Annotated in this window: 19 protein-coding genes and 1 pseudogene; 17 read left to right on the forward strand and 3 right to left on the reverse strand. The window is 47.9% G+C overall.

All coding sequences use genetic code 11. The features are described 5' to 3' along the window. Positions 1–118: 118 nt before the first annotated feature. The 3 genes from gatB to DXZ20_RS01290 all read left to right on the forward strand — a co-directional run bounded on the left by gatB (position 119) and on the right by DXZ20_RS01290 (position 3,117). Complete coding sequence (gene gatB / locus DXZ20_RS01280; protein ID WP_163664237.1) at positions 119–1,609, forward strand: Asp-tRNA(Asn)/Glu-tRNA(Gln) amidotransferase subunit GatB; 1,491 nt, start codon at positions 119–121, stop codon at positions 1,607–1,609. A 640-nt stretch (positions 1,610–2,249) separates the two neighbouring features. Further along, the gene (locus tag DXZ20_RS01285; RefSeq protein ID WP_163659702.1) at positions 2,250–2,591 is read left to right on the forward strand and encodes a hypothetical protein; all 342 of its coding nucleotides are present in this window, start codon (positions 2,250–2,252) and stop codon (positions 2,589–2,591) included. Positions 2,592–2,910: 319 nt separating this feature from the next. Continuing rightward, positions 2,911–3,117: a hypothetical protein gene (locus tag DXZ20_RS01290; protein ID WP_163659700.1), complete on the forward strand. Its 207-nt coding sequence runs from the start codon at positions 2,911–2,913 to the stop codon at positions 3,115–3,117. Here the strand turns inward: DXZ20_RS01290 and DXZ20_RS01295 are convergent. The 3 genes from DXZ20_RS01295 to DXZ20_RS01305 form a co-directional block, all read right to left on the reverse strand. Beyond that, positions 3,075–3,710: a response regulator gene (locus DXZ20_RS01295; protein ID WP_163695901.1), complete on the reverse strand. Its 636-nt coding sequence runs from the start codon at positions 3,708–3,710 to the stop codon at positions 3,075–3,077. The genes DXZ20_RS01290 and DXZ20_RS01295 overlap by 43 nt on opposite strands. A gap of 293 nt (positions 3,711–4,003) precedes the next feature. Next, on the reverse strand, positions 4,004–5,188 hold the full coding sequence (locus DXZ20_RS01300) for an LL-diaminopimelate aminotransferase (RefSeq protein WP_163695902.1): 1,185 nt from the start codon (positions 5,186–5,188) through the stop codon (positions 4,004–4,006). 87 nt (positions 5,189–5,275) lie between these two features. Then, positions 5,276–6,052 (reverse strand): PspA/IM30 family protein, encoded by a 777-nt coding sequence (locus tag DXZ20_RS01305; RefSeq protein ID WP_163661645.1) that lies wholly within the window; start codon positions 6,050–6,052, stop codon positions 5,276–5,278. A gap of 504 nt (positions 6,053–6,556) precedes the next feature. Between DXZ20_RS01305 and DXZ20_RS01310 the strand changes: the two genes are divergently transcribed. From DXZ20_RS01310 to DXZ20_RS01375, 14 genes and pseudogenes are all read left to right on the forward strand, one after another. After that, positions 6,557–8,863 (forward strand): DUF6242 domain-containing protein, encoded by a 2,307-nt coding sequence (locus DXZ20_RS01310; protein ID WP_163695905.1) that lies wholly within the window; start codon positions 6,557–6,559, stop codon positions 8,861–8,863. 42 nt (positions 8,864–8,905) lie between these two features. Next, complete coding sequence (locus DXZ20_RS01315) at positions 8,906–9,529, forward strand: DJ-1/PfpI family protein (protein ID WP_163695907.1); 624 nt, start codon at positions 8,906–8,908, stop codon at positions 9,527–9,529. 121 nt (positions 9,530–9,650) lie between these two features. Next, positions 9,651–9,818 carry a PCP reductase family protein gene (locus DXZ20_RS01320; RefSeq protein ID WP_163659691.1) on the forward strand — a complete coding sequence of 56 codons (168 nt, stop codon included), beginning with the start codon at positions 9,651–9,653 and terminating at the stop codon, positions 9,816–9,818. A 66-nt stretch (positions 9,819–9,884) separates the two neighbouring features. Continuing rightward, positions 9,885–10,088, forward strand: coding sequence for a hypothetical protein (locus DXZ20_RS01325; RefSeq protein ID WP_163659689.1), 204 nt, complete (start codon positions 9,885–9,887; stop codon positions 10,086–10,088). Between the two features lie 462 nt (positions 10,089–10,550). Then, a pseudogene (locus DXZ20_RS37150) lies at positions 10,551–10,649 on the forward strand (toxin-antitoxin system toxin component, PIN family protein); the annotation flags it as partial. 24 nt (positions 10,650–10,673) lie between these two features. Next, positions 10,674–11,216 (forward strand): DUF4253 domain-containing protein, encoded by a 543-nt coding sequence (locus tag DXZ20_RS01330; RefSeq protein WP_250565593.1) that lies wholly within the window; start codon positions 10,674–10,676, stop codon positions 11,214–11,216. Between the two features lie 1,243 nt (positions 11,217–12,459). Beyond that, entirely contained in the window at positions 12,460–14,391 is a 1,932-nt protein-coding gene (locus DXZ20_RS01340; RefSeq protein ID WP_163695913.1) for a phage tail sheath C-terminal domain-containing protein, read from the forward strand. 15 nt (positions 14,392–14,406) lie between these two features. Beyond that, positions 14,407–14,928 (forward strand): phage tail protein, encoded by a 522-nt coding sequence (locus DXZ20_RS01345; protein WP_006514820.1) that lies wholly within the window; start codon positions 14,407–14,409, stop codon positions 14,926–14,928. A 6-nt stretch (positions 14,929–14,934) separates the two neighbouring features. After that, complete coding sequence (locus tag DXZ20_RS01350) at positions 14,935–15,669, forward strand: T4 family baseplate hub assembly chaperone (protein WP_163668139.1); 735 nt, start codon at positions 14,935–14,937, stop codon at positions 15,667–15,669. Further along, positions 15,666–16,517, forward strand: coding sequence for a hypothetical protein (locus DXZ20_RS01355; RefSeq protein ID WP_163695916.1), 852 nt, complete (start codon positions 15,666–15,668; stop codon positions 16,515–16,517). The genes DXZ20_RS01350 and DXZ20_RS01355 overlap by 4 nt, the downstream gene beginning before the upstream one ends. Positions 16,518–16,520: 3 nt before the next feature. Then, on the forward strand, positions 16,521–17,753 hold the full coding sequence (locus DXZ20_RS01360) for a Pvc16 family protein (protein WP_163695918.1): 1,233 nt from the start codon (positions 16,521–16,523) through the stop codon (positions 17,751–17,753). Continuing rightward, positions 17,750–19,750, forward strand: coding sequence for an ATP-binding protein (locus DXZ20_RS01365; RefSeq protein ID WP_163695920.1), 2,001 nt, complete (start codon positions 17,750–17,752; stop codon positions 19,748–19,750). Before DXZ20_RS01360 ends, DXZ20_RS01365 begins: the two co-directional genes overlap by 4 nt. Further along, a complete protein-coding gene (locus DXZ20_RS01370; protein ID WP_163695922.1) occupies positions 19,747–20,139 on the forward strand; it encodes a hypothetical protein in 393 nt (130 codons plus the stop codon). Before DXZ20_RS01365 ends, DXZ20_RS01370 begins: the two co-directional genes overlap by 4 nt. Further along, positions 20,132–21,543, forward strand: a 1,412-nt coding sequence (locus DXZ20_RS01375; protein WP_250565547.1) for an eCIS core domain-containing protein, incomplete at its 3' end; no start/stop codon positions are given. The genes DXZ20_RS01370 and DXZ20_RS01375, both read left to right, overlap by 8 nt.

Below are 21,543 nucleotides of genomic sequence, written 5' to 3' on the forward strand. Positions count from 1 at the left end.
TGCAAAATTGTTTTTGGCAATGGTGTAGGGGCGTTCCGTGGAATGCCCCTACACCATTGCCCCCAATCTCCCGCCAGCCGCTACAATAGGACACGTTCTATTTCACCCACTGTCCACTATGACCGCTGCGGCACCTGCAAAGACCGAGTACGAAGCCGTCATTGGCTTAGAGATCCACTGCCAACTCAGCACCAATACGAAAATTTTCACCCCCAGCTCAGCGGAGTTTGGGGCAGATCCCAACACCCACATTGACCCCATCACCGTGGGCATGCCTGGGGTATTACCGGTGCTCAATGAAAAGGTTTTGGAATATGCGGTCAAAACAGGCCTGGCTTTGAATTGCCAGATTGCACCCTATAGCAAGTTCGACCGTAAGCAATACTTCTATCCTGACTTGCCGAAGAACTACCAAATTTCCCAGTACGACCTGCCCATTGCTGAGCATGGTTGGATTGAGATAGAACTGGTGGATAAAAAAAGCGGCAATGTAGAACGCAAGAAAATCGGCATTACCCGTCTACACATGGAAGAAGACGCCGGTAAGTTGGTCCATGCCGGTAGCGATCGCCTTGCAGGTTCCACATATTCATTGGTGGACTACAACCGAGCAGGCGTTCCCCTCGTCGAAATCGTCTCTGAACCTGATTTGCGCACGGGCAAAGAAGCCGCTGAGTATGCCCAGGAAGTCCGCCGCATTGTTCGCTACCTGGGCGTTGGCGACGGCAACATGCAGGAAGGCTCGCTCCGTTGCGATGTCAATATTTCCATCCGCCCCAAAGGTCAAGAAGCCTTTGGGACCAAGGTGGAAATCAAAAACATGAACTCCTTCAGCGCCATTCAAAAGGCGATTGATTACGAAATTGAGCGTCAGACAGAAGCAGTTGAAAGTGGCGACGAAGAGATTGTTCAAGAAACCCGTCTGTGGGATGAAAGCACCCAGGTTACTAAGAGCATGCGCTCTAAGGAAGGTTCTAGCGACTACCGCTATTTCCCAGAGCCTGACTTGCCTCCCATTGAGGTGTCAAAAAAGCAGCTCGAAACTTGGAAAGCTGCGCTACCTGAGCTGCCCGCCGATAAACGTCATCGCTATGAAACTGATCTAGGCCTGTCTGCATATGACACCCGTGTGTTGACAGATGATAGTTCTATTGCCAACTACTTTGAGCGCACCATTGCCACTGGTGCTGATGCAAAAGTATCTGCCAACTGGGTCATGGGCGATATCGCTGGTTACCTCAATGCTGAGAAGCTATCCATTGGCGATATTGGGTTAACCCCTGAAGGGCTGGGTGAAATGGTAACTCTGATTAGCTCCGGCACCATTAGCAATAAAATTGGTAAAGATCTTCTGCCCACCTTACTCAAGGAAGGTGGTTCACCTAAGGCCATCGTCGAAGAAAAAGGCCTCGTCCAGATTTCTGACCCTGCTGCCATTGAAGCCATCATCGATGAAGTCATGGCAGATAACCCAGATGAATTAGCCAAGTATCGTGCTGGCAAGAAGAAGCTGCAAGGTTTCTTTGTGGGTCAGGTCATGAAGCGCTCCGGTGGAAGAGCAGATCCTAAATTGACCAATCAGTTACTCGGCAAAAAGCTAAATGGGTAGACTGGACGTGTTGTTGATGGGCGGTTATCCTGTTTCAGGACATTGAAAAGCGCCTATCGTAGGCTCTAGGCTCGCATTTAGGGTTTTAAGGATGGTCAAAAACGTCCACATAATGGTTTGAGCCACTGACTTTACACTGACTTCATACTTGTAAAGTTCTAGCAAGATTCGCAAAAAAACTGAATAGGGGGTTACACCCCACATCCCATCCGTGGCATACTATGTTAAGTAGATGCACCCTGATGGTTGGAGAGCTTGTAGCTCTCCTTTTTTTTGAGTATTTTTTGGCGGCAAAAGTTTTTTTAGATATAGGATTTTTGTCGCAGCGGCAGCCCCCTGCTGTACTCAAACCTCTCACCCTAAAGAATAGGTTCTCGATCGCTACAGAGGTTAACAGAGAACTCTTTTAGGGTTATTCCTCGGGTAGAATTTAACTAATCCTTAAGGTTTCATTGTGTGAAGACTTCAGTTATGGGGTGCTCAACAATGACACCTATGTGTGAAATCTATCTATAACGAGCACGTTATGCTGCATTTTTCTAGCCCCAAAGGTATGCATTAGGCACGGGAATTTTCCTGTGCCTTTTTAGTATCTACGGCTAGGGCAGCTTTAAGCCTTTTGATATCTCTCAGAATCACCATGACTTATAACTTTGACATCGTCGGAGTCTCTCCAGTTTGGAATTTCTTTAAACATCAGCAGTATGTAGAGCAGTCGCCTAATCGCAGCTGTGCTTATTTGGGTAGCTACGAGTGCACCCTGGATGGCTTTATTGAGGCGACATCGCTGATCTATAAAAAGCCGGATTGGGATTGGGATAAGGTTGTCAGTGAAATGGTAACCTTTTGGTTAAATGCTGGGGATCATGTGAGCCAGTGGAAGAAAGAGTTGGCCCAGGCCGAAGAGACCAGTTTGCTTGTGGGTCGAATAGCGAATTTTCAGAGTTTACGTACCGAATTTGAAGGATTAATCGAAAATTGAACGCATCCCTCCGTAGGAGGAGGCTTGTCCCCCCTACGGAGGGATCAAACGCATGTATGCCAAGAGATGCATCGCCTTCAAAAGATCAAAGCTTACCCTAAATGTTTTACTTGCTTCGTTTCTCTTACAGCCCATAGAATTCAACAACGTGTGCAAATTGTCTTAACAATCTGAGATATTTGGCTTACGTTATATGTCCGTATAAAGCCACGACTTCACGTATCAAACATTACGTAAAAATTCAGGGTATTTTCGCAGTTTTTATCCAACTCAGCTCAGAATTAGCGGAGACTAGAGTCATGTCAACGAATTAAATGCCATGTCTCTAGATGAATTTGAGCAGTATTATCGCGAAATGATGGGCAATGCCCTTAATCAGCTTCAGCGAGTAACACTGCTTTCATCAAACCTGCAAGGAACCGTAGAAGAGATTAGTGTCTCTTTGCAACAACTCAGCCGCACAACAGAAGAATTTATTAGCGATCAGCGCCAAAAACCTGATGATGAGCCAGGTTCTGAGTCTTGACCCTTCCTCTCGTGCCTCCCCCGCTCTTGGGAGGCCCGCTCTTGGGAGGCTCTCTCCTGGGAGGCCCTCTCCTGGGAGGCCCTCTCCTGGGAGGCCCTCTCCTGGGAGACATTCTCCTCAGGGGTTCTCTCCTCAGGGGCTCTCTCCTGAGAGACATTCTCCTGGGAGGCATTCTCCTGGGAGAGCCTCTCGTAAGAAATAGGTTTGGGTGGCAGCTTTAACAAAGAGAGAATTTTGCTGTTGAGGGTGACTGGCAAAATAGGTTTAACCATATAGTCGGTTGCTCCAGCTGCTAATGCCCTGCGACGATCAGCTTGAAACGCATAGCCACTGACAACCAAAATAGGGATGGCGTGAAATTGGGCATGGTTTCGAATTGCCTGGATCAGCGTGACTCCATCTATGTGAGGTAGCTTGATATCTAGCAATACCAAATGGGGTAAAAACTCCTGCATAATCTCAATACAGTTGTTGCCATCAACCAGTGGCAATACCCGGTAGCCACATTGCTCTAAAAAGTCTGCAAACAACACACGGTTACCATAATCATCTTCGATCAGTAATATACGGCGTTGCTCTTCTGGAAAATTCATAAGCAGTTGCAGCGCACTTGCAGGCTAATCAACATTGATTGGCAGATGTAACATTTACAAGACCCGGTTGAAACAAATCTCTTAATGGTTGAACTAGGACCTCATTTGACAGGACACAGTAATGATTTGCTGTGTTGCTATATACGTACGAATACTGGGCTCCATTTTTTCGTCGTATAAATCATACCCATACGTGTCATAAAAATACTTGGTACACCTAAGGATAATCACCTGTAATATCTGGGGTGTTTGAAGTGTATACGTTTAGGCTTGTTTCTTCATCAGTAAAGTTTCTATACACTGAATTTATTTTTTCTATTCATAAACTCAACGATGTGCTGAGCAGCCTGTTCTAAAATCTCAGGGGATTGCACGAGAGCAAAACGAACGTAGCCTTCGCCAGATTTTCCGAACCCTCTACCCGGGGCTAGTGCTACACCAGTGGCCTCTACCAGACGCACACAAAAGTCAATGGAGTCGTTAAATTCTTCAGGGAGCCTGGCCCAAAGGTACATAGTGGCGTCAGGGCTAGGCACTGCCCAACCGTAGTGATTGAGGGCGTTAACCATGGCATCACGCCGGTTTTTGAATGTATTAACGGTGGCACGCACACAGTCCTGTGGGCCGTTTAGGGCTGCGATCGCACCCCGCAAAATTCCTTGATACTGATTAAAATCCACCGTTGCTTTGACCTGACGCAGTGCCAAAATCAGCTCTGGGTTACCAATGGCATAGGCAATGCGAAACCCCCCCATGTTGTAAGCCTTGGAAAAGCTAAAAAACTCAATGGAGCAGGTCTTGTCTCGATCCGCTTGCAACACCGACGGCGCAGGTTTTCCATTGAAGCAATGGTCGGCGTAGGGAAAGTCATGGACCAGCACCAGGTCGTGTTTCTGGCAAAAGGCTACGGCCTCTGCAAAAAAATCAGGTGTTGCCGTTGCCGCTGTGGGATTGTGGGGATAGCTCAGCACCATTAGCCGTGCCTGGGCGATTACTGCTGTTGGGATGTCGCTAAACACGGGCAAAAAGTCTTTTTCTGCCAGTAACGGCATGGAATAAATTTGCCCGTTGGCCAGGTGAATACCCCCTGCATGGGAGGGATAGCAAGGGTCTGTCAGTAAGGCAAAATCCCCTGGATTCAAAATTGCCAGGGGTAAATGGGCCGTGCCTTCCTGGGAGCCAATGAGCGGTAGGACCTCTGTCTCTGGATCCACTGCAATACCAAACTTCTGGGTGTACCAGCGGGCGGCTGCCTGGCGAAAGGCTCGGGTACTTTCAAATAGGTTGTAACCATGGGTGATCGGGTCATGGACAGCTGTTGCGATCGCATCCAAAACATGGACTGGCGTCGGTAAATCCGAAGACCCCAGTGATAAATCTACGATTGTCTTACCTGCCGCCCGCGCCCTGCCCTTAGCTCGATCCATATCGGCAAAGACGTTGGTTTGAAGAGGGGCGAGGCGATTGGCAAATTGCATGGGAAAAGGGAGTGGGCAATAGTTTTATCTTAAACCCATTGCCTAATGGCTTGAGGGTGGGCAATGCCCACCCTACAGATGGTCCAATTATAAATTGTCCAATTCTTGCTTCAATGCCTCTAACTCGGCATCAACAGCTTTATTAACCGGAGCATCTACTGGCTGCTGGGCGTCAGCGGGGGGCAGAGCTTCCTGATTAACGGAACCACCCGACAGCTGGGCTTTCATGGCCGCCAGTTCTGAATCGACATCGCTGCCTGCTTCTAAGCTCGCAAACTGACCTTCGAGGTCGGCACCGGCTAGCTCGGCAGCGGCCTGGCCACGGGCTTCCATCTCAAGGATTTTTTCTTCCATGCGCTCAAAGGCACCGACGGAGCTGTTGGTGCTGAGATTGCCCACGGTTTGCTGTAGCTTTTCGTTGGCCTTAGCCGCACTGGCACGGGCCTTGAGCATGTTTTTCTTGGTCTTATACTCAGAAATTTTGCTTTCTAGACCAATCAGATTACGCTTCAGGGTATCCACTGAAGCCGTCTGCTGGTCGAGCTGGGTCTTTAGGGCTGCCGCTGTCTCGGCATGGCTCTTTTTACGGACGAGGGCTTCACGGGCCAGGTTTTCATCACCCTTTTGCAAGGCTAGCTGGGCGCGCTGAGTCCAAACGTTAGCTTCTGACTGAGCTTTTTCCTGCTGCTGCTCCACCCGCTTTTTGCTTGCGATCGCACCTGCCACAGCCTGGCGCATTTGTACCAGATCCTCCTGCATATCCATGATGCTTTGCTCAAGAATCTTTTCAGGATCTTCGGCCTTACTTACGGCATCGTTGACATTTGCGCGGATAAGTCGGCTAACGCGATCAAATAACCCCATTGGTCTTCCTTGTCCTTGATAAGTTTGTGTTTGGGTTTGAGTGCATAGGGCGTTGATCAGACGGACCATATTACAGCACCTAATGGCACCTAGCGCTTTAGTTTTAGCACACGTTGCCGCACCACAGAGGTGTGGATAAGCGCCTATGCATATCTTCTAGGATCTCTAAAGAAATGATATTTTCCTCAGATTTATTAAAAAATTTTAGACCTGACGGGTGTGGGCTATAGGATGACTTAGTTTTTGGGTATTAATGTAACTAAGTACATATGAAATATTCTTGATGAATGCCCCCATATATTGGGCCTGCATCTTTAATAAGTACTTATAAGCGCTTAATCGCAAAGCAATTAAGCGTATTGGAATCAGGTAAACCCAGCTTTAGCAGCGCTTGGCAACGGGTCTTGTAGCATCCACTACCTGAAGAAATTTAGCTAGTAACATTTGTCTTTTAAGATGCATTTCCTTAAACGCCACCTTCCGGTTGGTTTATCAGACATAAGGATGGCTATAGCTAACCTATTCAGGCCGTGGCTAAGCTTGGTGATTCTGAGTCTTTTGCTAACCATTATTGGATCTTTTCAACCGGTCCAGGCCCATCGGCCCCATGATGTGGTCACCCAAGTCAAGCTTTCGCCCAGTTATAGCACCGATCAGACGGTCTACACAGTAGTGCGGGGCAATTTACTAAAGTCCGTTGATAAAGGCGAACACTGGCGACGGATTGTCCAGGGACTAGATACCCTCACGCCGCTTTCGACACTGACCATTGATCAAGTTGAGGGCAAAATGTTGGCCCTCGGTACCCATGGTGATGGTATTTTCATCTCCAATGACGAAGGTGAAAGTTGGCGTCGTTCTAGCGATGGCTTAGGGGCCCAGGACATTGGCTTGGTGCATAGCCTGTCTAGCCAACCTCAGGTGATGATGGCTGCTGGGACAGAAGGGGGACTATTTCGAAGTGTAGACAGCGGTCAAAGCTGGTCCTCGGTTGTGGATGCCAACCAGCTATTTCGAGCGCTGACTGATGCAGATGGCGTTCTATGGGCTGGGGATGAGACGGGGCAACTGTTACGTTCAGATGATACTGGTCAAAGTTGGCAATCATTGCTCACGGTGGCAGACGACTCGATTACAACCCTTGCGTCTAATGGCACGGTTGTGTACGTGGGAACTGCTTCTAAAGGGGTGTTTCGACTAAATCCTGGGACCTTAGAAATCATTGAGGTCAATAAGGGGTTAGAGGATTTACGGATTCAGGATGTGAAAACCCTGCCGGGTAATTCTAGGGGAGTCATGATTTCTAGTTGGGATCAGGGCATCTCTATCTCATTGGATAGTGGTGAGACCTGGACTGATTATCCCCATGGTCTAAAGAAAGATCGGCAAGCTGATGAGTTTGAGACCCATCACTTTAGTGAGATTGCTATATCGGACAATTTTGTTGACGACAAAACCGTATTTTTAGGTGGCTTTAACGGTCTCTATCGTTCTTTTCAAAGCGGTCAACGGTGGCGAGAGATCAACACATTAGATCCGGGTGTGGTGGTCGCGATGGATATATCACCGAACTATGGTGAAGATGGTACCCTGGCCTTGACCACCTATGTGGGCAAAATCATGACCAGTAATGACCAGGGTAAAACCTGGCAGCTGACCATGAATGGGGCTGAAGTGCCTCGGTTAAACCGTAGTTTTAAGGAGACTTATCAGGATCCACGACGGTTTTTTGATATCGCCTTTTCTCCTGATTATGCCACTGATAAAACAGTATTTACGGCAGGTCTATGGACAAAGTTTTTACGCTCAACCAATGGAGCGAAATCCTGGTCTATCCACGCCCTAGGTAAAGAAGCTCGCGGACTAACATTGCTTTTGTCCCCTGAGTTTGGCTCTGATAAAACCATGTATGTTGGCAACCAGGCGGGACTCCTCTTTCGTTCTACCAACGGGGGTAAAACGCTCAAAGAAGTTGCAAAACTGCCTTGGAAACGAGGAAATGATAGTCCTTCCATGGTGATTTCCTCTGGGTTTGCCGAAGATCGCACCTTGTATGTGGTTGCAGAGACCGGTGTTTACAAGTCCACAGACGCTGGTGAAACCTGGCAGTCTACTACGGAAGCTAGCCCCATCGCCACAGCTGGCAATTTACACATTGAGATTTCGCCTGATTATCCCCAGGACCAAACCCTATTTGTCAGTAGCTACGATGGATTGTTTAGAACTACAGATGCAGGCGATAGCTGGCAGTCAGTTGCGATCGCAGATATTGCCCCCGACCGAGCCTTTTTAGAAGGCGTGGCGATCTCACCTAACTATGCCGCAGATGGCACCGTTATGGTGAGTTTACGCGGCAAAGGACTGTACAAAAGTGTGGATAAAGGAGAGTCCTTTGCCCCCATTGGCGATGCCAGCCTGGCATTTTCTCGGATGTACAATGTGCCCTGTGCTGGACGTCCCATCGAGTTTTCGCCTAACTATGCCCAAGACAACACCATCTTTGGCTTTGGGACAGCGAATACTGACATTTATCGCTCCATCGATGGGGGTAGCACCTGGGAGATTTTAGCAACCCCCGATGTGGAGGCCCCCACTGAGATTAGCACCCTTAAGACGGTCGCGATCGCAATAGAACTCTATCGAGGCAGAATCCTTAAGGTATTGCTGGCCGCGATTGTAGCGATTGTGGCCTATTTTGCCGTCCGACTGTTGCGCCTCGACAAAATAATTAAGCTGAATCAACGGTTACTACAATTGGGTACAGCAATGGTGAGCTTTGTAGTCGCTCTAGTCGTGTTACTAAAAATTTAGCCATCACCATGGTGCCAACGACGACGATAAATAGGAGAATCAGTGAAACAGCGTAATGTGGCAATTCTCGTTTTTGACGATGTAGAAGTTCTGGATTTCTGTGGTCCCTTTGAAGTCTTTTCGGTGACTGGCAAGCGAGATGGCTCGGACCCGTTTAACGTCTACACCGTGGCGGAGCATACGCCTATTGCCGCTAGAAATTCTCTCAGTGTTAATCCCACCTATACCCTCGATACATGTCCTCAACCAGATATTTTGGTTGTACCCGGTGGAGGGGGGAGACATGTTGATGGCACCCCCTTTGGCACTCGTAAGGAGATGCATAATGAGACGCTTTTGGCCTGGATAAATCAGTGTTATCCTCAATCTGAGCATATATTGTCAGTATGCACAGGGGCACTTGTTCTAGCTAAAGCAAGTTTAGTGGAGAATATGGCTGCGACGACTCACCATGGAGCCCTAGACGAACTGCAGCAGATTGCGCCTACTGCGGAGGTCAAAGCAAATGCCCGAGTGGTGGATAGTGGCAAGCTTATCTTTTCCGGTGGTATCTCAGCAGGAATTGATGCTGCCTTTTATCTGGTAGCCAAGCTTCTAGGTAAGGATGTTGCCTTAGAAACGGCCACCTACATGGAGTACGACTGGTCAGGAGAATCCTATGGCTAAGCTATCATCCCAGGTCATGATCTAGTTTATGAAAATTCTAATTCTTTCCTATTCAAGGTTTTTCCTATGCAAAAGCTGAATTTATAGCTGTAAAGTAAAAAAGCACTATATGCGATCGCCCATGAGTAACTCCATTGAATGGACCCCAGAAGCTAAAGCACGTTTGAAAGAAATTCCCTTTTTCGTGCGCCCTGCTGCCCGCAAAAAGATTGAGAAGCTAGCTCAGGAGTCAGGCGCTACCCAAATTACCATTGAAGTCTACGAGCAAGCCAAAAAGAAGTTCGGGTAATGCGATATTCAGAAATCTATATACGTTCCCTGGCCAATGTTGTTCTAAGCAATCTTAAAATTAAATATGCCTACCGTTGGAATTATTGGTGGAATTGCCCCTGCCTCGACAATTGAGTACTACCAATTCATTGTTTCTGGCTATCTTAAGCGAGAAAAGAGTGGCAACTATCCTCAAATTATGATCAAAGGAACAATCAAAGCTCTTCGAGTCACACTGGTCAAACCAGTAGCTTACCTCAGATATTCAGTTACAGCTGTGAGTGCCTGAATAGCCCTTGAAACGGACGCTTAGGTTAAGGCATAGCAAACTTTTCGGGATAGTTAGTCTCACGCCACTGTAGATGGGCGTTAGGCCTCTTCCCTCATCAAATATTTGAAAATTGCAGAGGTATTTTTTGATGTACTCCGAACAAAATCTCACAGCTTCATATTACTCGAATACTCAAGTGCTTAATAGCGTTCGGCTTCATACAGGAAGCTCAAGCATTTTATGAATGCCTACAGAAAATTTATCAAGAAGACAGCGACCAGATTGGTGGTGAGACATTTCAATACTGGACAGATGCGGTTAACTCTGCATAATGTGCTGGGCTGTATTGATTGTTGGGTCGCTACATCGTTCCCCTTAAAGACATTAGCCTTCTTAGCCTGCCCATTAAGAACAACTTTAGGAGTTATTTTCATGACTGTATAAATGCCATGATACTAAATACGGTGCTATAGTAGTGCCATGGGTGCTGATTCATCTTTTCGGGTTGTGATTGATCCAAACGTTGTATTTGAGGGCTTAACCAAACAGGGCGGTGCTGCTGGTTTGGTCATAGATGCACCGATTCAGTCGAGGGCACTTGAAATGGAAGATATCAAGTCGGTTTTGAGCGAACAGCTTGATAAGTCAGTGAGAGACTATTCAACAAGAGATTTTGGAAGAGATAAGTATTTTGATGCAGTATCGGTAATAGTTTCCGAAGAATTAGCTCGCTCACAACTGGAAAAAATAAGGAAAGTACTACCCGCAGGAGCGCTTGCTTTTATTGGGACAACAAGAAATCTATCTAACGAAGAAGTTAATGGGCATGAGTTGGTAGTAATCCTTTCGAAGGACAAATTCGACATCTTGAGAGCGGCTGCTTCTGATGGAATTAACTACGATCTAACAACGGAAAAGATTATAGAGAAGTTGAAGGCCTGGGACCGTGATTTGGAACTGGATATCTGGCAGGCAGAAAGTGACACGATTCAAATGAAAGTTCAGAGTCTTCCAGGGGATCTCCAAGCGTTCGGTGAGGAGATATATGAATTCTGTCCAGACATTGTTGATCAAGGATCTGGAGATGTGGAAGATATTCTCGAATATTTGAAAAGCGAGAAGGCCATTTATCTTTGGTGGGACTGAAGATATAGAAATGCCTACGCCTAACAAATGGATGCAGCCGAACCGGGAGAGATTTCGGCATGAAACCTTATATTCATCAGCGATCGTCTGCTCTTAGACGTTATAAGCCTAACCATGAGCAAATTATTGAGTCTCGTAATCGTAACAGTATTTCTCGGTTGCCTTGGCTGTAGTCATCATCAAGCGACAATATCTGATACCGCTGATCTACAGAGTCCATCCACGAATAAAGAAAGATCACTCTCTCTATTTTCAATCAACTCGTCTGATGGGATCATACTCATCACGACAAATAACATCGCGTCGTACGACTGGGAATCCCACACAATCACGTTGAAGCCAGGCGTGAAGGAACGGCTTTTAACAAAGTTAACCCCAGATCTTGTCAGTGGACATCCATTCCAACTTACAGCCAAAGGTCAGCCCATTTATGACGGCAACTTCATAACATCCCTATCATCGATTACTTTAAACACCCCAGTCATTGATCTCCAATCATTCGATAGAATCCCCCTTCGTGAAGATCAAATTCGAATAGAACTTGGATATCCAACAGAAGATTTTTTTCAAGGCCATGACCCACGAAATGCGGATGCCATTTACGAATCGCTAAAAGAAGCAAACATACTCAAGGACTAAGCTGCGGCTGATAACCAGGCGAATGAACCGGACTGCATGACGTCCTCGTTACCACACGGGCAGCATACAGAAACGTCATCAAACTTGGCTGGGCTACACAGAAACACAAGGCAGCCCAGCACTACAGAAAACAATCACCCAAACTTATCAAACCATTGGCATTGAAGAGATCCTAGTCCACGCAGGGGTAAAAGAGGCAATTTTCATAAAAGAAATGAATGTTGCCCTTCAAGCTAGCGATCACACCTTCATTATTAATGCAAAAATTATTTGCCAACAAAAATATTACGAGTCATTTAAAACTGATGCGATAAATTGCAAGTTCCTACAATTCAGTAGAGATGTGTGTCGCTATTTCTTAATGAGAGGTACTTCTTAAGATCAAAAGGTGCATCAGCTTTTGAATAGGTTAACTATGGGGATTCTTGTCAGCTAAACTTGTTAACTAGAGTAAATATCCCATAGATTTACCTTCGTTACGCCTAAAAGAAAACTACTGTAAGTTATCTTGTCGTAGATTTTTCATATTAGAGAGAAGTGTAATTGATACATTTATCACGGTTACCACAATAATGCTGTAATTGAAATTCAAGGATTCCTTCCCATGCCAATTACGCCAACCTATCCAGGTGTTTATGTTGAGGAGCTTCCCAGTGGCATTCGCACAATTACAGGTGTCGCCACATCTATCCTGGCCGTTGTCGGCTACTTCACCAGAGGCCCTGTTGATAGCCCGGTTCAACTCTTTAATATAGGAGATTTTAATCGAGCGTTTGGCGGCTTAAACTCTAATAGCGAAGCTAGCTACGCTATCCAGCAGTTTTTTCTGAATGGCGGGACAGAAGCATGGGCTGTGCGGGTGACGACGGATGCAGCCAGTGCGTCAACGGCAGTCATTAATGCTCTCACTGTTGAAGCCATTAGCCACGGTACATGGGGAGATAATGTTCGGTTTCGAGTTGAACCAGTGGGCACGGCAGCCGATGAGTTTAACTTGATCGTTTCAGAATATCCGGCTGATGGCGGTCTGGTGCCCTTGCGGCAAGAGGTTTTCCAAAATCTTTCCATGACTGTAGCTCAAAACAATTTTGTAGATGCCGTAGTCAATGATGCCAATACGGGCTCACAGCTGATACAGGTAACTGCGTCCGGAGCATCGTTACCTGAGATCAATGGCACACTTTCTGCTGCCCATGCTGATGATCCAACCATTCCAGCATCACCAGCGGTCACGGTCACCATTGCCCGCCCTGATGGTAATGGCGGCACAACCTTGCCAGCTACTCCAGCAGCAGTTTCTCTCAATCTTGAAACCGGTAGTCGCTCACTGTTAGAAGTTGCCCCTGCCTTAGAAGCTGCAATTCGGGCTACCGACCCGACTGAGCCAGCCTTTGCTGGCGCAACTGTAACGGCTGTGGGAGATCGCTTATTGGTCCTAGCCGGACCCGGCAACCCCCGCGATGTAATTGGTTTCACGGCTGGTGCCACGTCAGACGCTTTACTGTTGACAAGTACACCCACTGCCAGCGCCAATATCCAAGAATATATTCTGGGGGGGGGGGCCATTGCTGGCAGTGGACAGACTGCTGGAGCTGCTGGCGATAATGGAGCCTTACCCGGTAGCACTGAGCTAATTGGTGATCCAACGGCAAAAACAGGGATTCATGCCCTGGAAGATGTGGATCTGTTTAATTTGCTTTGCATCCCACGCAGTGCCATCGTTGACGGTACTGGCTCATTAACAGCAGAGCAGGCCGGGGCGGTGATGACGATGGCCGAAAGCTATTGTCGGAGACGGCGAGCCCTGTTTCTGATGGATACACCCAACAACCTGAGTACTCCCCAGGCAATTAAAGCCTGGCTAGGGGCTAACAACAACCTCAGGTCCGATCACGTTGCTCTCTATTTCCCTCAGGTCAAAATGCCTGATCCATTGAATAATTTTAAGCTGCGCACAGTGGGTGCCAGCGGCACAATCGCTGGGCTTTATGCCCGTATTGACAGTGAGCGTGGTGTGTGGAAAGCCCCAGCAGGAACTGATGCTACCCTCAGCAATGTGTTTGGGTTGGATGCCTCGTTGACGGATGCGGAAAATGGCACCCTGAATCCCCTGGCCATCAACTGTCTACGCACATTTCCGATCTATGGAACAATCTGCTGGGGGGCACGTACTTTAGAGGGGGCCGATGCCATTGGTTCAGAGTATAAGTATGTGCCGGTGCGACGGCTAGCGTTGTTTATTGAAGAGACCCTCTTTAGAAGTCTCAAGTGGGTTGTTTTTGAACCCAATGATGAGCCGCTATGGGCACAAATTCGCCTCAATGTTGGCGCATTTATGAACAATTTATTCCGTCAGGGGGCCTTCCAGGGTCAAACGCCGCGCCAGGCCTATCTGGTGAAATGTGACAAGGAAACAACCACCCAAAACGACATTAATCAAGGCATTGTCAATATTTTGGTGGGCTTTGCACCGCTCAAGCCTGCTGAATTTGTCTTTATTAAACTGCAACAGCTAGCGGGCCAAATTCAAACCTAATAGGAGGAGTTCACAATGGCGCAGTTTAGTGTCAATGCTCAACGCTTTGACCCCTATAAGAATTTTAAGTTTCGCGTCAAATGGGATGGGCGATATGTAGCAGGTGTGAGTAAGGTGGGTGCCCTGAAACGCACTACCGAAGTGGTAGAACATCGTGAGGGTGGCGACCCGAGTACCGTGCGTAGGTCTCCTGGCCAGAGTAAGTTTGAGGCGATTACACTGGAGCGCGGTGTGACCCACGATCTTGAGTTTGAGCGGTGGTGTAATAAGGTGTGGAACTATGGTTCTGGTCTGGGGGCAGAGGTATCGCTAGCGGATTTTCGCAAGGATATTATCATCGAACTTATGAACGAGGCGGGACAGGTGGCTATTGCTTACAAGGTTTACCGCTGTTGGCCTTCAGAGTGTCAAGCATTGCCAGAATTGGATGCCAATGCCAATGCCATTGCCTTTGAAATGGTGACCTTACAAAATGAAGGATTTGAGCGTGATCTTGATGTGGTCGAACCGTCTGAGCCTAGTTTTGTCGAACCATAGGTGACCATGAAAGGGCTAACAGCGGCTAATTTGCTTACGGTATGGGAACAAGGGATATCCCAAAGTACAGCTCAGCGTGGGTTGCTGTTGTTGATGGCGGCCTGTCCAGATCAGTCTCCTGAACAACTGGCTCAGTTAAGTATTGGTCAGCGGGATAACCATTTACTCACCTTAAGAGAACAAACCTTAGGTTCACAACTGGTTAGTGTTGTAAATTGTCCCAGCTGTCACAATAATTTAGAGCTCAACTTTGCCGTGTCTGATATTCGGCAACCGCCAATATTAGAGCCATCCTCAGGGTTACTGCTAGCAACAGAAGACTATGAAATCGAGTTCAGACTCCCCAATAGTCTTGATCTGCATGCGGTTGAACAGATGTCTGATGTATCTCAGGCAGCGCAGCAGATTTTAGAACGCTGTATTCTCTCTGCGCACTATCAGGGCCAGTCGGTTTTGCCAGATCACATTCCACCCCGTATCAATCAAGCATTACTTGAGAAAATGGAACAGGTGGATCAGCAGTCCGATATACAACTTGCCGTCAGTTGTCCTGACTGTGGGCATCAATGGCAGGCCCCGTTCGACATTTTGAGTTTTTTCTGGCAAGAGTTAACAGCCTGGGCACAGCGGGTTTTACGAGATGTTCATCAGTTAGCATCTGCCTACGGTTGGCGAGAAGCTGACATTTTAGCTATGAGTCCTCAACGTCGACAGTTTTATTTGGAGATGATCCATCAATGAGTCACTACCTCCAAACCATCGTCGCTAAAAACATGGGTCATCTATCCGTAGTGCGGCCTCGCTTGGCGTCGCCGTTTGAGCCACCTGCGGATACAGTGTCACTGATGCCTCAGTTCCCCATGGAGGCTGAAGCTGAGACGTCTGAGAGTGGGCCAACCATAACCCGCGAGCCTAACTTGAGGCAGCCCCAGTCAAATACGGTTAGTTTGGTGGCCCCATTCCGTTCTACGCCCTCATCTCAATTATCTCAACCATCAGTCCTACTACCCACGGCTCCGACGATATCTGATGCTTCTGTATCACCCTCTGATTTAAAACCCAGAACTCTATCAGAACCATTACCGTCCCAATCGTCTGTTCCTACTCCAAACGTATCTAGAACAGAAGGCCCTTCTTCAGCACCCGTCGTTGAGCCCCTTACCAAAACGAGTCTCCCTCGGCCCATAGCTGCAAGCATACCGGTAACTCAACATTCCCCACCACCGCTAGTCTCTTCTCAAGCGTTAGCTTCTTCTCAAGGAGCTACACAAATCAGTCAGCAGCCTGTAGTTGAGCCTATTCAACCCTTGTTAGTTGGCCTTAGTCAGTCCCAAAACGTCGCTGATGACTCTTCTGCACAACCGTTAGGTGCTCCTGAATTCTTTTCCACCCCTCGCTCTTTCTCTAGAGCATCTTCTCCGCCGTCATCTGAGACTAGTGGCCCAACTATTCAGGTCACCATTGGGCGCATTGATGTGCGAGCTGTTATCCCAAAATCGGCTCCGCCTAAATCATCTAAGTCTCGCCCTGCGAAGCCGTCCCTACAGGATTATTTAAAGGCTCGAAATAGCTCGCGCCATGGAGTTTAAGCCATGAGTACTGCCCTTGCGATTGGTGCTGTTACAGCCGTTCTTAGAGGTGTATTAACCAATCGGCTGGCCAGTGTTTCGGGGAACTTGGGGGGAAGTACGCCAGATGTTTCTGTACTCCCACCTGACACTGTGCTGGCATCGAATGAAGTGAATGTGCCAGATACGCTGAATTTGTTTCTCTATCGGGTAATGCCCAATGTGGGCTGGCGAAATATTGGCTATCCAGCCAGGGATTCCCAGGGAGAACGGGTGAGTTGTCCACCGCTGGCTCTAGATTTACATTATTTGCTGAGTGCTTACAGTCAGGTGCCATTTCGCGCTGAGGTGATGCTGGGCTACGGCATGCAAGTGTTGCATGAAGCCGGTGTACTCCCCCGTGAGCTGATCAGTGCAAGGCTTTCGGACTTAGTTAATTTTCCTGAAAATATTCTGGCTGCATCTACCCTGGCAGAACAAATTGAAATGATAAAAATCACCCCTGAAGGGTTGAGTACAGAAGAGATTTCAAAACTGTGGTCAGCTTTTCAGACAAATTATCGGCCAACGGTGGCTTATCACGTCTCTGTAGTACTTATTGAAAGCGATCGCACTACTCGCTCAGCACTGCCTGTACGGGAAAGCCAGGTATTCGTTATGCCTTTGAAGCGCCCGGTAATCAATGCAGTACAACCTCAGTTGATTAATCCGAGTGGGACACTCACCATTCAAGGCTACAACTTGCAGGCAGATGAGCTCAGGGTACGAATTAATGGAGACACTCAGATAGCTCCAACAGCAGACAATATAAATGATACAGAGATTTCTGTTGAATTGCCCAATACGTTACAAACTGGCGTAAAAACCGTCCAGGTTGTTCACTACATTAATTACGAACCCAATGACGAAGATCCAGCAGACTTGCGAGAAGGCTTTGAGTCAAATACGGTTTCCTTTATTTTAAGGCCTGAGATTTTTAGCATTAATCCAGACCCAGTGGCACAAAATCAATCATTGACTCTAACCGTTGTTACCCCTGTCAGTGAGCGGCAACAGGTGCAGCTGCTTCTAGGCGATCAATCAATTTCTAATTTTCAGCTAGTGGGTGCTTTACCAACGACGACACTGACGTTTGATATTCCGGCTGATTTCACTCCAGGTGAATATTTGGTGCGGTTACGGATTGATGGTGCTGAAAGTGAATTACAACCGGAAACAGGTTCCTATTCTGCCCCAACCGTTACTGTAAGCCCATGATGCCGACTGACCAGGACTGGCAAACCACCAATCAACACCGTCTAGCCACGGCGTTAGAGGATGTGTGTCAATGTTTGCGGACTTACATAAAACAGCGTCAGGGAGAATCGGTTAATCAGGAAACAGCGGCTCCTACAGAAATAGTAGAGAACTCTACAGCCAATCAGCCGGTATCTGCTCTGGATTATTTATGTGATGCCTTTGGGTTAACTCACTTTGAACGCCAGGTGTTGTTGCTCTGTGCTGGGGTAGAGCTGAGTGCGTCTTTGACCCAACTGTGTGGAGCAGCCCAGGGTGAACGATTTATGTACCCGACGTTTAGCCTGGCATTGGCGGCCTTTCCAGAGGCTCGCTGGGACGCCCTTGCGCCTGTGGGACCGTTGCGCCGTTGGCGGCTGATTGAGGTGGTTAACAGTGATAGTTTGACCCAGAGTCGCTTACGAATTGATGAACGGGTGCTGCATTATTTAACCGGAGTGCCCTACCTGGATGAGCGTTTAGATGGCCTGATCTATCGGTTGCAGGCTCCTGGTTATTTATTACCGTCTCAGCAACGGATCGCCCAAGAAATGGCTGATATTTGGTTGGAGAGTCAGCTATCGGTTCCGATCATTCAGCTATGGGGTGGACAGGATGTGGGTAGCGCGATCGCAACCACCGCCTGTCAAGCCTTAGGCACCGTCCTGTATCGTTTGCGGGCTATGGATATTCCGGGTGCGATCGCAGAGCGCGAAGCCCTGGCCAGACTGTGGGAACGCGAAGCCGTCCTCAGCCGGAGCATATTGCTTTTGGACTGTAGCCAGCTGCCCGCCACCACTTTAAAACAAACCGTTATTCCATTTGTAGAGAGTTTACAGACAGACCTAGTGATAGTCGGCACCGATCCAGTTGTCATCGGCGATCGGGCTATGATTCACCTGGAACTACCCAGGTCGAATTGGTCAGAGCAGCGACAGCTATGGCAGCAAGCCCTCAATACCCACGCCTTAGAGGTCAATGGCCACCTGGATAGTTTGGTCTCTCAGTTTCGGCTCAGTGCTGTGAATATCCAGTCTGTCTGTGCTGAAGTCAGTCGTTTACCTAAGCCTCATTTAACGAAGAATCTAGCTGAAAATCTCACCGAGAACCTGGCCGAAACCTTGAATGCAAGACTTTGGGAAACCTGTCGCCTACAGACCCGGCCCCAGTTAAATGATCTGGCCCAGCGGATTATCCCTAAAGCTACCTGGAACGAATTGGTACTGCCAGAGCGGGAACAACAAATGCTGCGAGAAATTGCCGCCCAGGTGAGACAGCAGGCTAAGGTATACGACACCTGGGCCTTTACCACTCGGGGCTCCCATGGTCTGGGCATTACGGTTCTGTTTGCTGGCCCTAGCGGCACCGGTAAAACCCTGGCAGCTGAAGTGATTGCCCATGAGCTGCGGTTAGATTTATATCGCATCGATCTGAGCCAGGTGGTAAATAAATATATTGGTGAAACAGAGAAAAATCTGCGGCGGGTGTTTGATGGGGCCGAAGCGGGTGGCGCTATTTTGCTGTTTGATGAGGCCGACGCCCTGTTTGGTAAACGCAGTGATGTCAAAGATGCTCGCGATCGCTATGCCAATCTTGAGGTGAGTTATTTACTGCAGCGGATGGAAGCCTATCGAGGGCTAGCTATTTTGACAACAAATTTAAAGAAGGCCCTGGATACTGCATTTCTGCGCCGTCTGCGCTTTGTGGTGCAGTTTCCGTTTCCCAGTGTGGAACAGCGGCTGGAGATTTGGCGGCGAATTTTCCCGGAGCAGATGCCGACCCACGGGTTAGATTTTCATCAGCTGGCCCGCTTAAATATTACTGGGGGCAATATTCGTAACATTGCCTTGAATGCTTCATTTCTAGCGGCAGATGCTGATACACCAGTGACAATGCATCATTTATTGCGAGCAGCGAAAACTGAGTATTCTAAGCTTGAAAAGACACTGACAGATACGGAAGTGAAGGGATGGGTATGAGCGGAGACCACCAGGGGCAACAGCCGACCGTAGAGAATATGGGCAATATGGTTGACAGCTCCCATGGGTCTTCCTTTGAGTCGGTGCGGCAGCCAGTTGAATCACAGACGTTTAAGTCTCAATCCCTCCCTCCCTATTCTTTGAATCTGCATATTGATCGGCTCACGCTGCATGGATTTTCGGCTTTGGATCGCGATCGCATTGGGGCAGCGCTGCAAGCAGAATTGGCTCGGTTATTTGCTGAGCAAGGCATGCCGCGAGCGTTAGAGCAGGGAAGAAGCATGAATCAACTGAATGGGGGATCGTTTGAAATGGCGACAGATATCCCTCCCCGAGTAATGGGGACTCGCATTGCGCAATCGATTTATCAGGGCTTGGGCCATGGGTAAGCAAGCACAAACACACATCAAGACAGAATTTCAGCCGTCCGTGACTTCAAAGTCATCGCATCTATTCCAGCGCCAATGTGGGTGTGAAAGGTCTTCAGGGCTAGGGCATCGGGGTGGGTCCGGCGGTCAGTTACTGACACTGAAACAACAGGCGAGCGAGCGAACAGAAGCCAAAGAAGCACCACCAATTCTACATGAGCTATTAGGAACACCCATGCTAAAAATTCAGCCGAAGCTGAAGATTGGGGGACCGAATGATAAATATGAACAAGAAGCCGATCGCATTGCAGATCAAGTAATGCGGATGCCAGAACCTCAGATTCAACGCCAAGTTGACCTGGAGGAAGCTGATGAAGACATTGTTCAAGCCAAGCTCCGTTCTGCGCAGACGCCTCCTGTCATCCAGCGCAAATGTACTAAGTGTGAAGAGGAGGAAACGATTCAACCAAAAGCGACACCCTTAATGCAGAGACAAGTCGAGTCTGAGGAGGAAGATGAAGAGACACTTCAAACAAAAGAATTACCAGGCAGTACACCTGAAGTCACACCAAACACTCAGACTCAAATCAATACCCTGCGCAACCTTGGAAAACCTTTGCCAAAATCTTTACGGGCATTCTATGAGCCAAGATTCGGTATGGATTTTAGTGGCATACGAATTCATACCGACCCCTCTGTCAACAAAATTGCCAGTTCACTGAATGCGCGAGCATTCACACTTGGTCAGGATATTTTCTTCAACCAACAAGAGTTTCAACCTGAGACAACTAGCGGGAAACAGTTATTGGCTCATGAATTGACCCACACAATACAGCAAGTTGGAGGACATTCTCGTCTGCGAGTGAGGCAATCTCGCGATGATGCCGCTTATGTGAATACCAATAACACTACGTCTGCAAACGATGAAGCCGCTTATGTGAATAACAATACCGCTACGCCTGCAAACAACAACACATTTCACCCACCATTATCTCATCATCCAACACTGTTGACAAAACCGATGATTATGCGGCTGTCACTAGAGCGCTTTAAGAAACGTCTTGGTTATGCTGAGAAGAATGATGAGAATGAACCCGACAAACAGAAACGTACAAAGCAAGAGCTTGTTATCAATGAGTTGTTTAACCATCCTACATTCCAAAATCTTTGGAACTGGTTAGGAAATTGTAAATGCCAAAGAGGAGATCACGGGCCAATCAAGCTGCGTATACGTCGTACATTCAGCGATAGTGCTCAGACGTTTGGTGGTTTCGATCAGAAACGTGGCATCCTGACGATTAATCCGAAGATACGGGCAGCCAGAGATAATCCTCTGGAACTGGTCGACACTATTGTGCATGAGGTAGTTCACGCTATCTCTTGGGCCAGACGTAACCGGTTATGCCCTGGTCAGGCTCTACCGCT

The organism is Adonisia turfae CCMR0081, from assembly GCF_011009555.1.
In the GTDB taxonomy this organism is placed as follows: domain Bacteria; phylum Cyanobacteriota; class Cyanobacteriia; order Phormidesmidales; family Phormidesmidaceae; genus Leptothoe; species Leptothoe turfae.

Coding starts and splice junctions, on each gene's coding strand:
- gatB (WP_163664237.1), top strand. CDS start 119: ATGACCGCTGCGGCACCTGCAAAGACCGAGTACGAAGCCGTCATTGGC.
- DXZ20_RS01285 (WP_163659702.1), top strand. CDS start 2,250: ATGACTTATAACTTTGACATCGTCGGAGTCTCTCCAGTTTGGAATTTC.
- DXZ20_RS01290 (WP_163659700.1), top strand. CDS start 2,911: ATGTCTCTAGATGAATTTGAGCAGTATTATCGCGAAATGATGGGCAAT.
- DXZ20_RS01295 (WP_163695901.1), bottom strand. CDS start 3,710: ATGAATTTTCCAGAAGAGCAACGCCGTATATTACTGATCGAAGATGAT.
- DXZ20_RS01300 (WP_163695902.1), bottom strand. CDS start 5,188: ATGCAATTTGCCAATCGCCTCGCCCCTCTTCAAACCAACGTCTTTGCC.
- DXZ20_RS01305 (WP_163661645.1), bottom strand. CDS start 6,052: ATGGGGTTATTTGATCGCGTTAGCCGACTTATCCGCGCAAATGTCAAC.
- DXZ20_RS01310 (WP_163695905.1), top strand. CDS start 6,557: ATGGCTATAGCTAACCTATTCAGGCCGTGGCTAAGCTTGGTGATTCTG.
- DXZ20_RS01320 (WP_163659691.1), top strand. CDS start 9,651: ATGAGTAACTCCATTGAATGGACCCCAGAAGCTAAAGCACGTTTGAAA.
- DXZ20_RS01325 (WP_163659689.1), top strand. CDS start 9,885: ATGCCTACCGTTGGAATTATTGGTGGAATTGCCCCTGCCTCGACAATT.
- DXZ20_RS01330 (WP_250565593.1), top strand. CDS start 10,674: ATGGAAGATATCAAGTCGGTTTTGAGCGAACAGCTTGATAAGTCAGTG.
- DXZ20_RS01340 (WP_163695913.1), top strand. CDS start 12,460: ATGCCAATTACGCCAACCTATCCAGGTGTTTATGTTGAGGAGCTTCCC.
- DXZ20_RS01345 (WP_006514820.1), top strand. CDS start 14,407: ATGGCGCAGTTTAGTGTCAATGCTCAACGCTTTGACCCCTATAAGAAT.
- DXZ20_RS01350 (WP_163668139.1), top strand. CDS start 14,935: ATGAAAGGGCTAACAGCGGCTAATTTGCTTACGGTATGGGAACAAGGG.
- DXZ20_RS01355 (WP_163695916.1), top strand. CDS start 15,666: ATGAGTCACTACCTCCAAACCATCGTCGCTAAAAACATGGGTCATCTA.
- DXZ20_RS01360 (WP_163695918.1), top strand. CDS start 16,521: ATGAGTACTGCCCTTGCGATTGGTGCTGTTACAGCCGTTCTTAGAGGT.
- DXZ20_RS01365 (WP_163695920.1), top strand. CDS start 17,750: ATGATGCCGACTGACCAGGACTGGCAAACCACCAATCAACACCGTCTA.
- DXZ20_RS01370 (WP_163695922.1), top strand. CDS start 19,747: ATGAGCGGAGACCACCAGGGGCAACAGCCGACCGTAGAGAATATGGGC.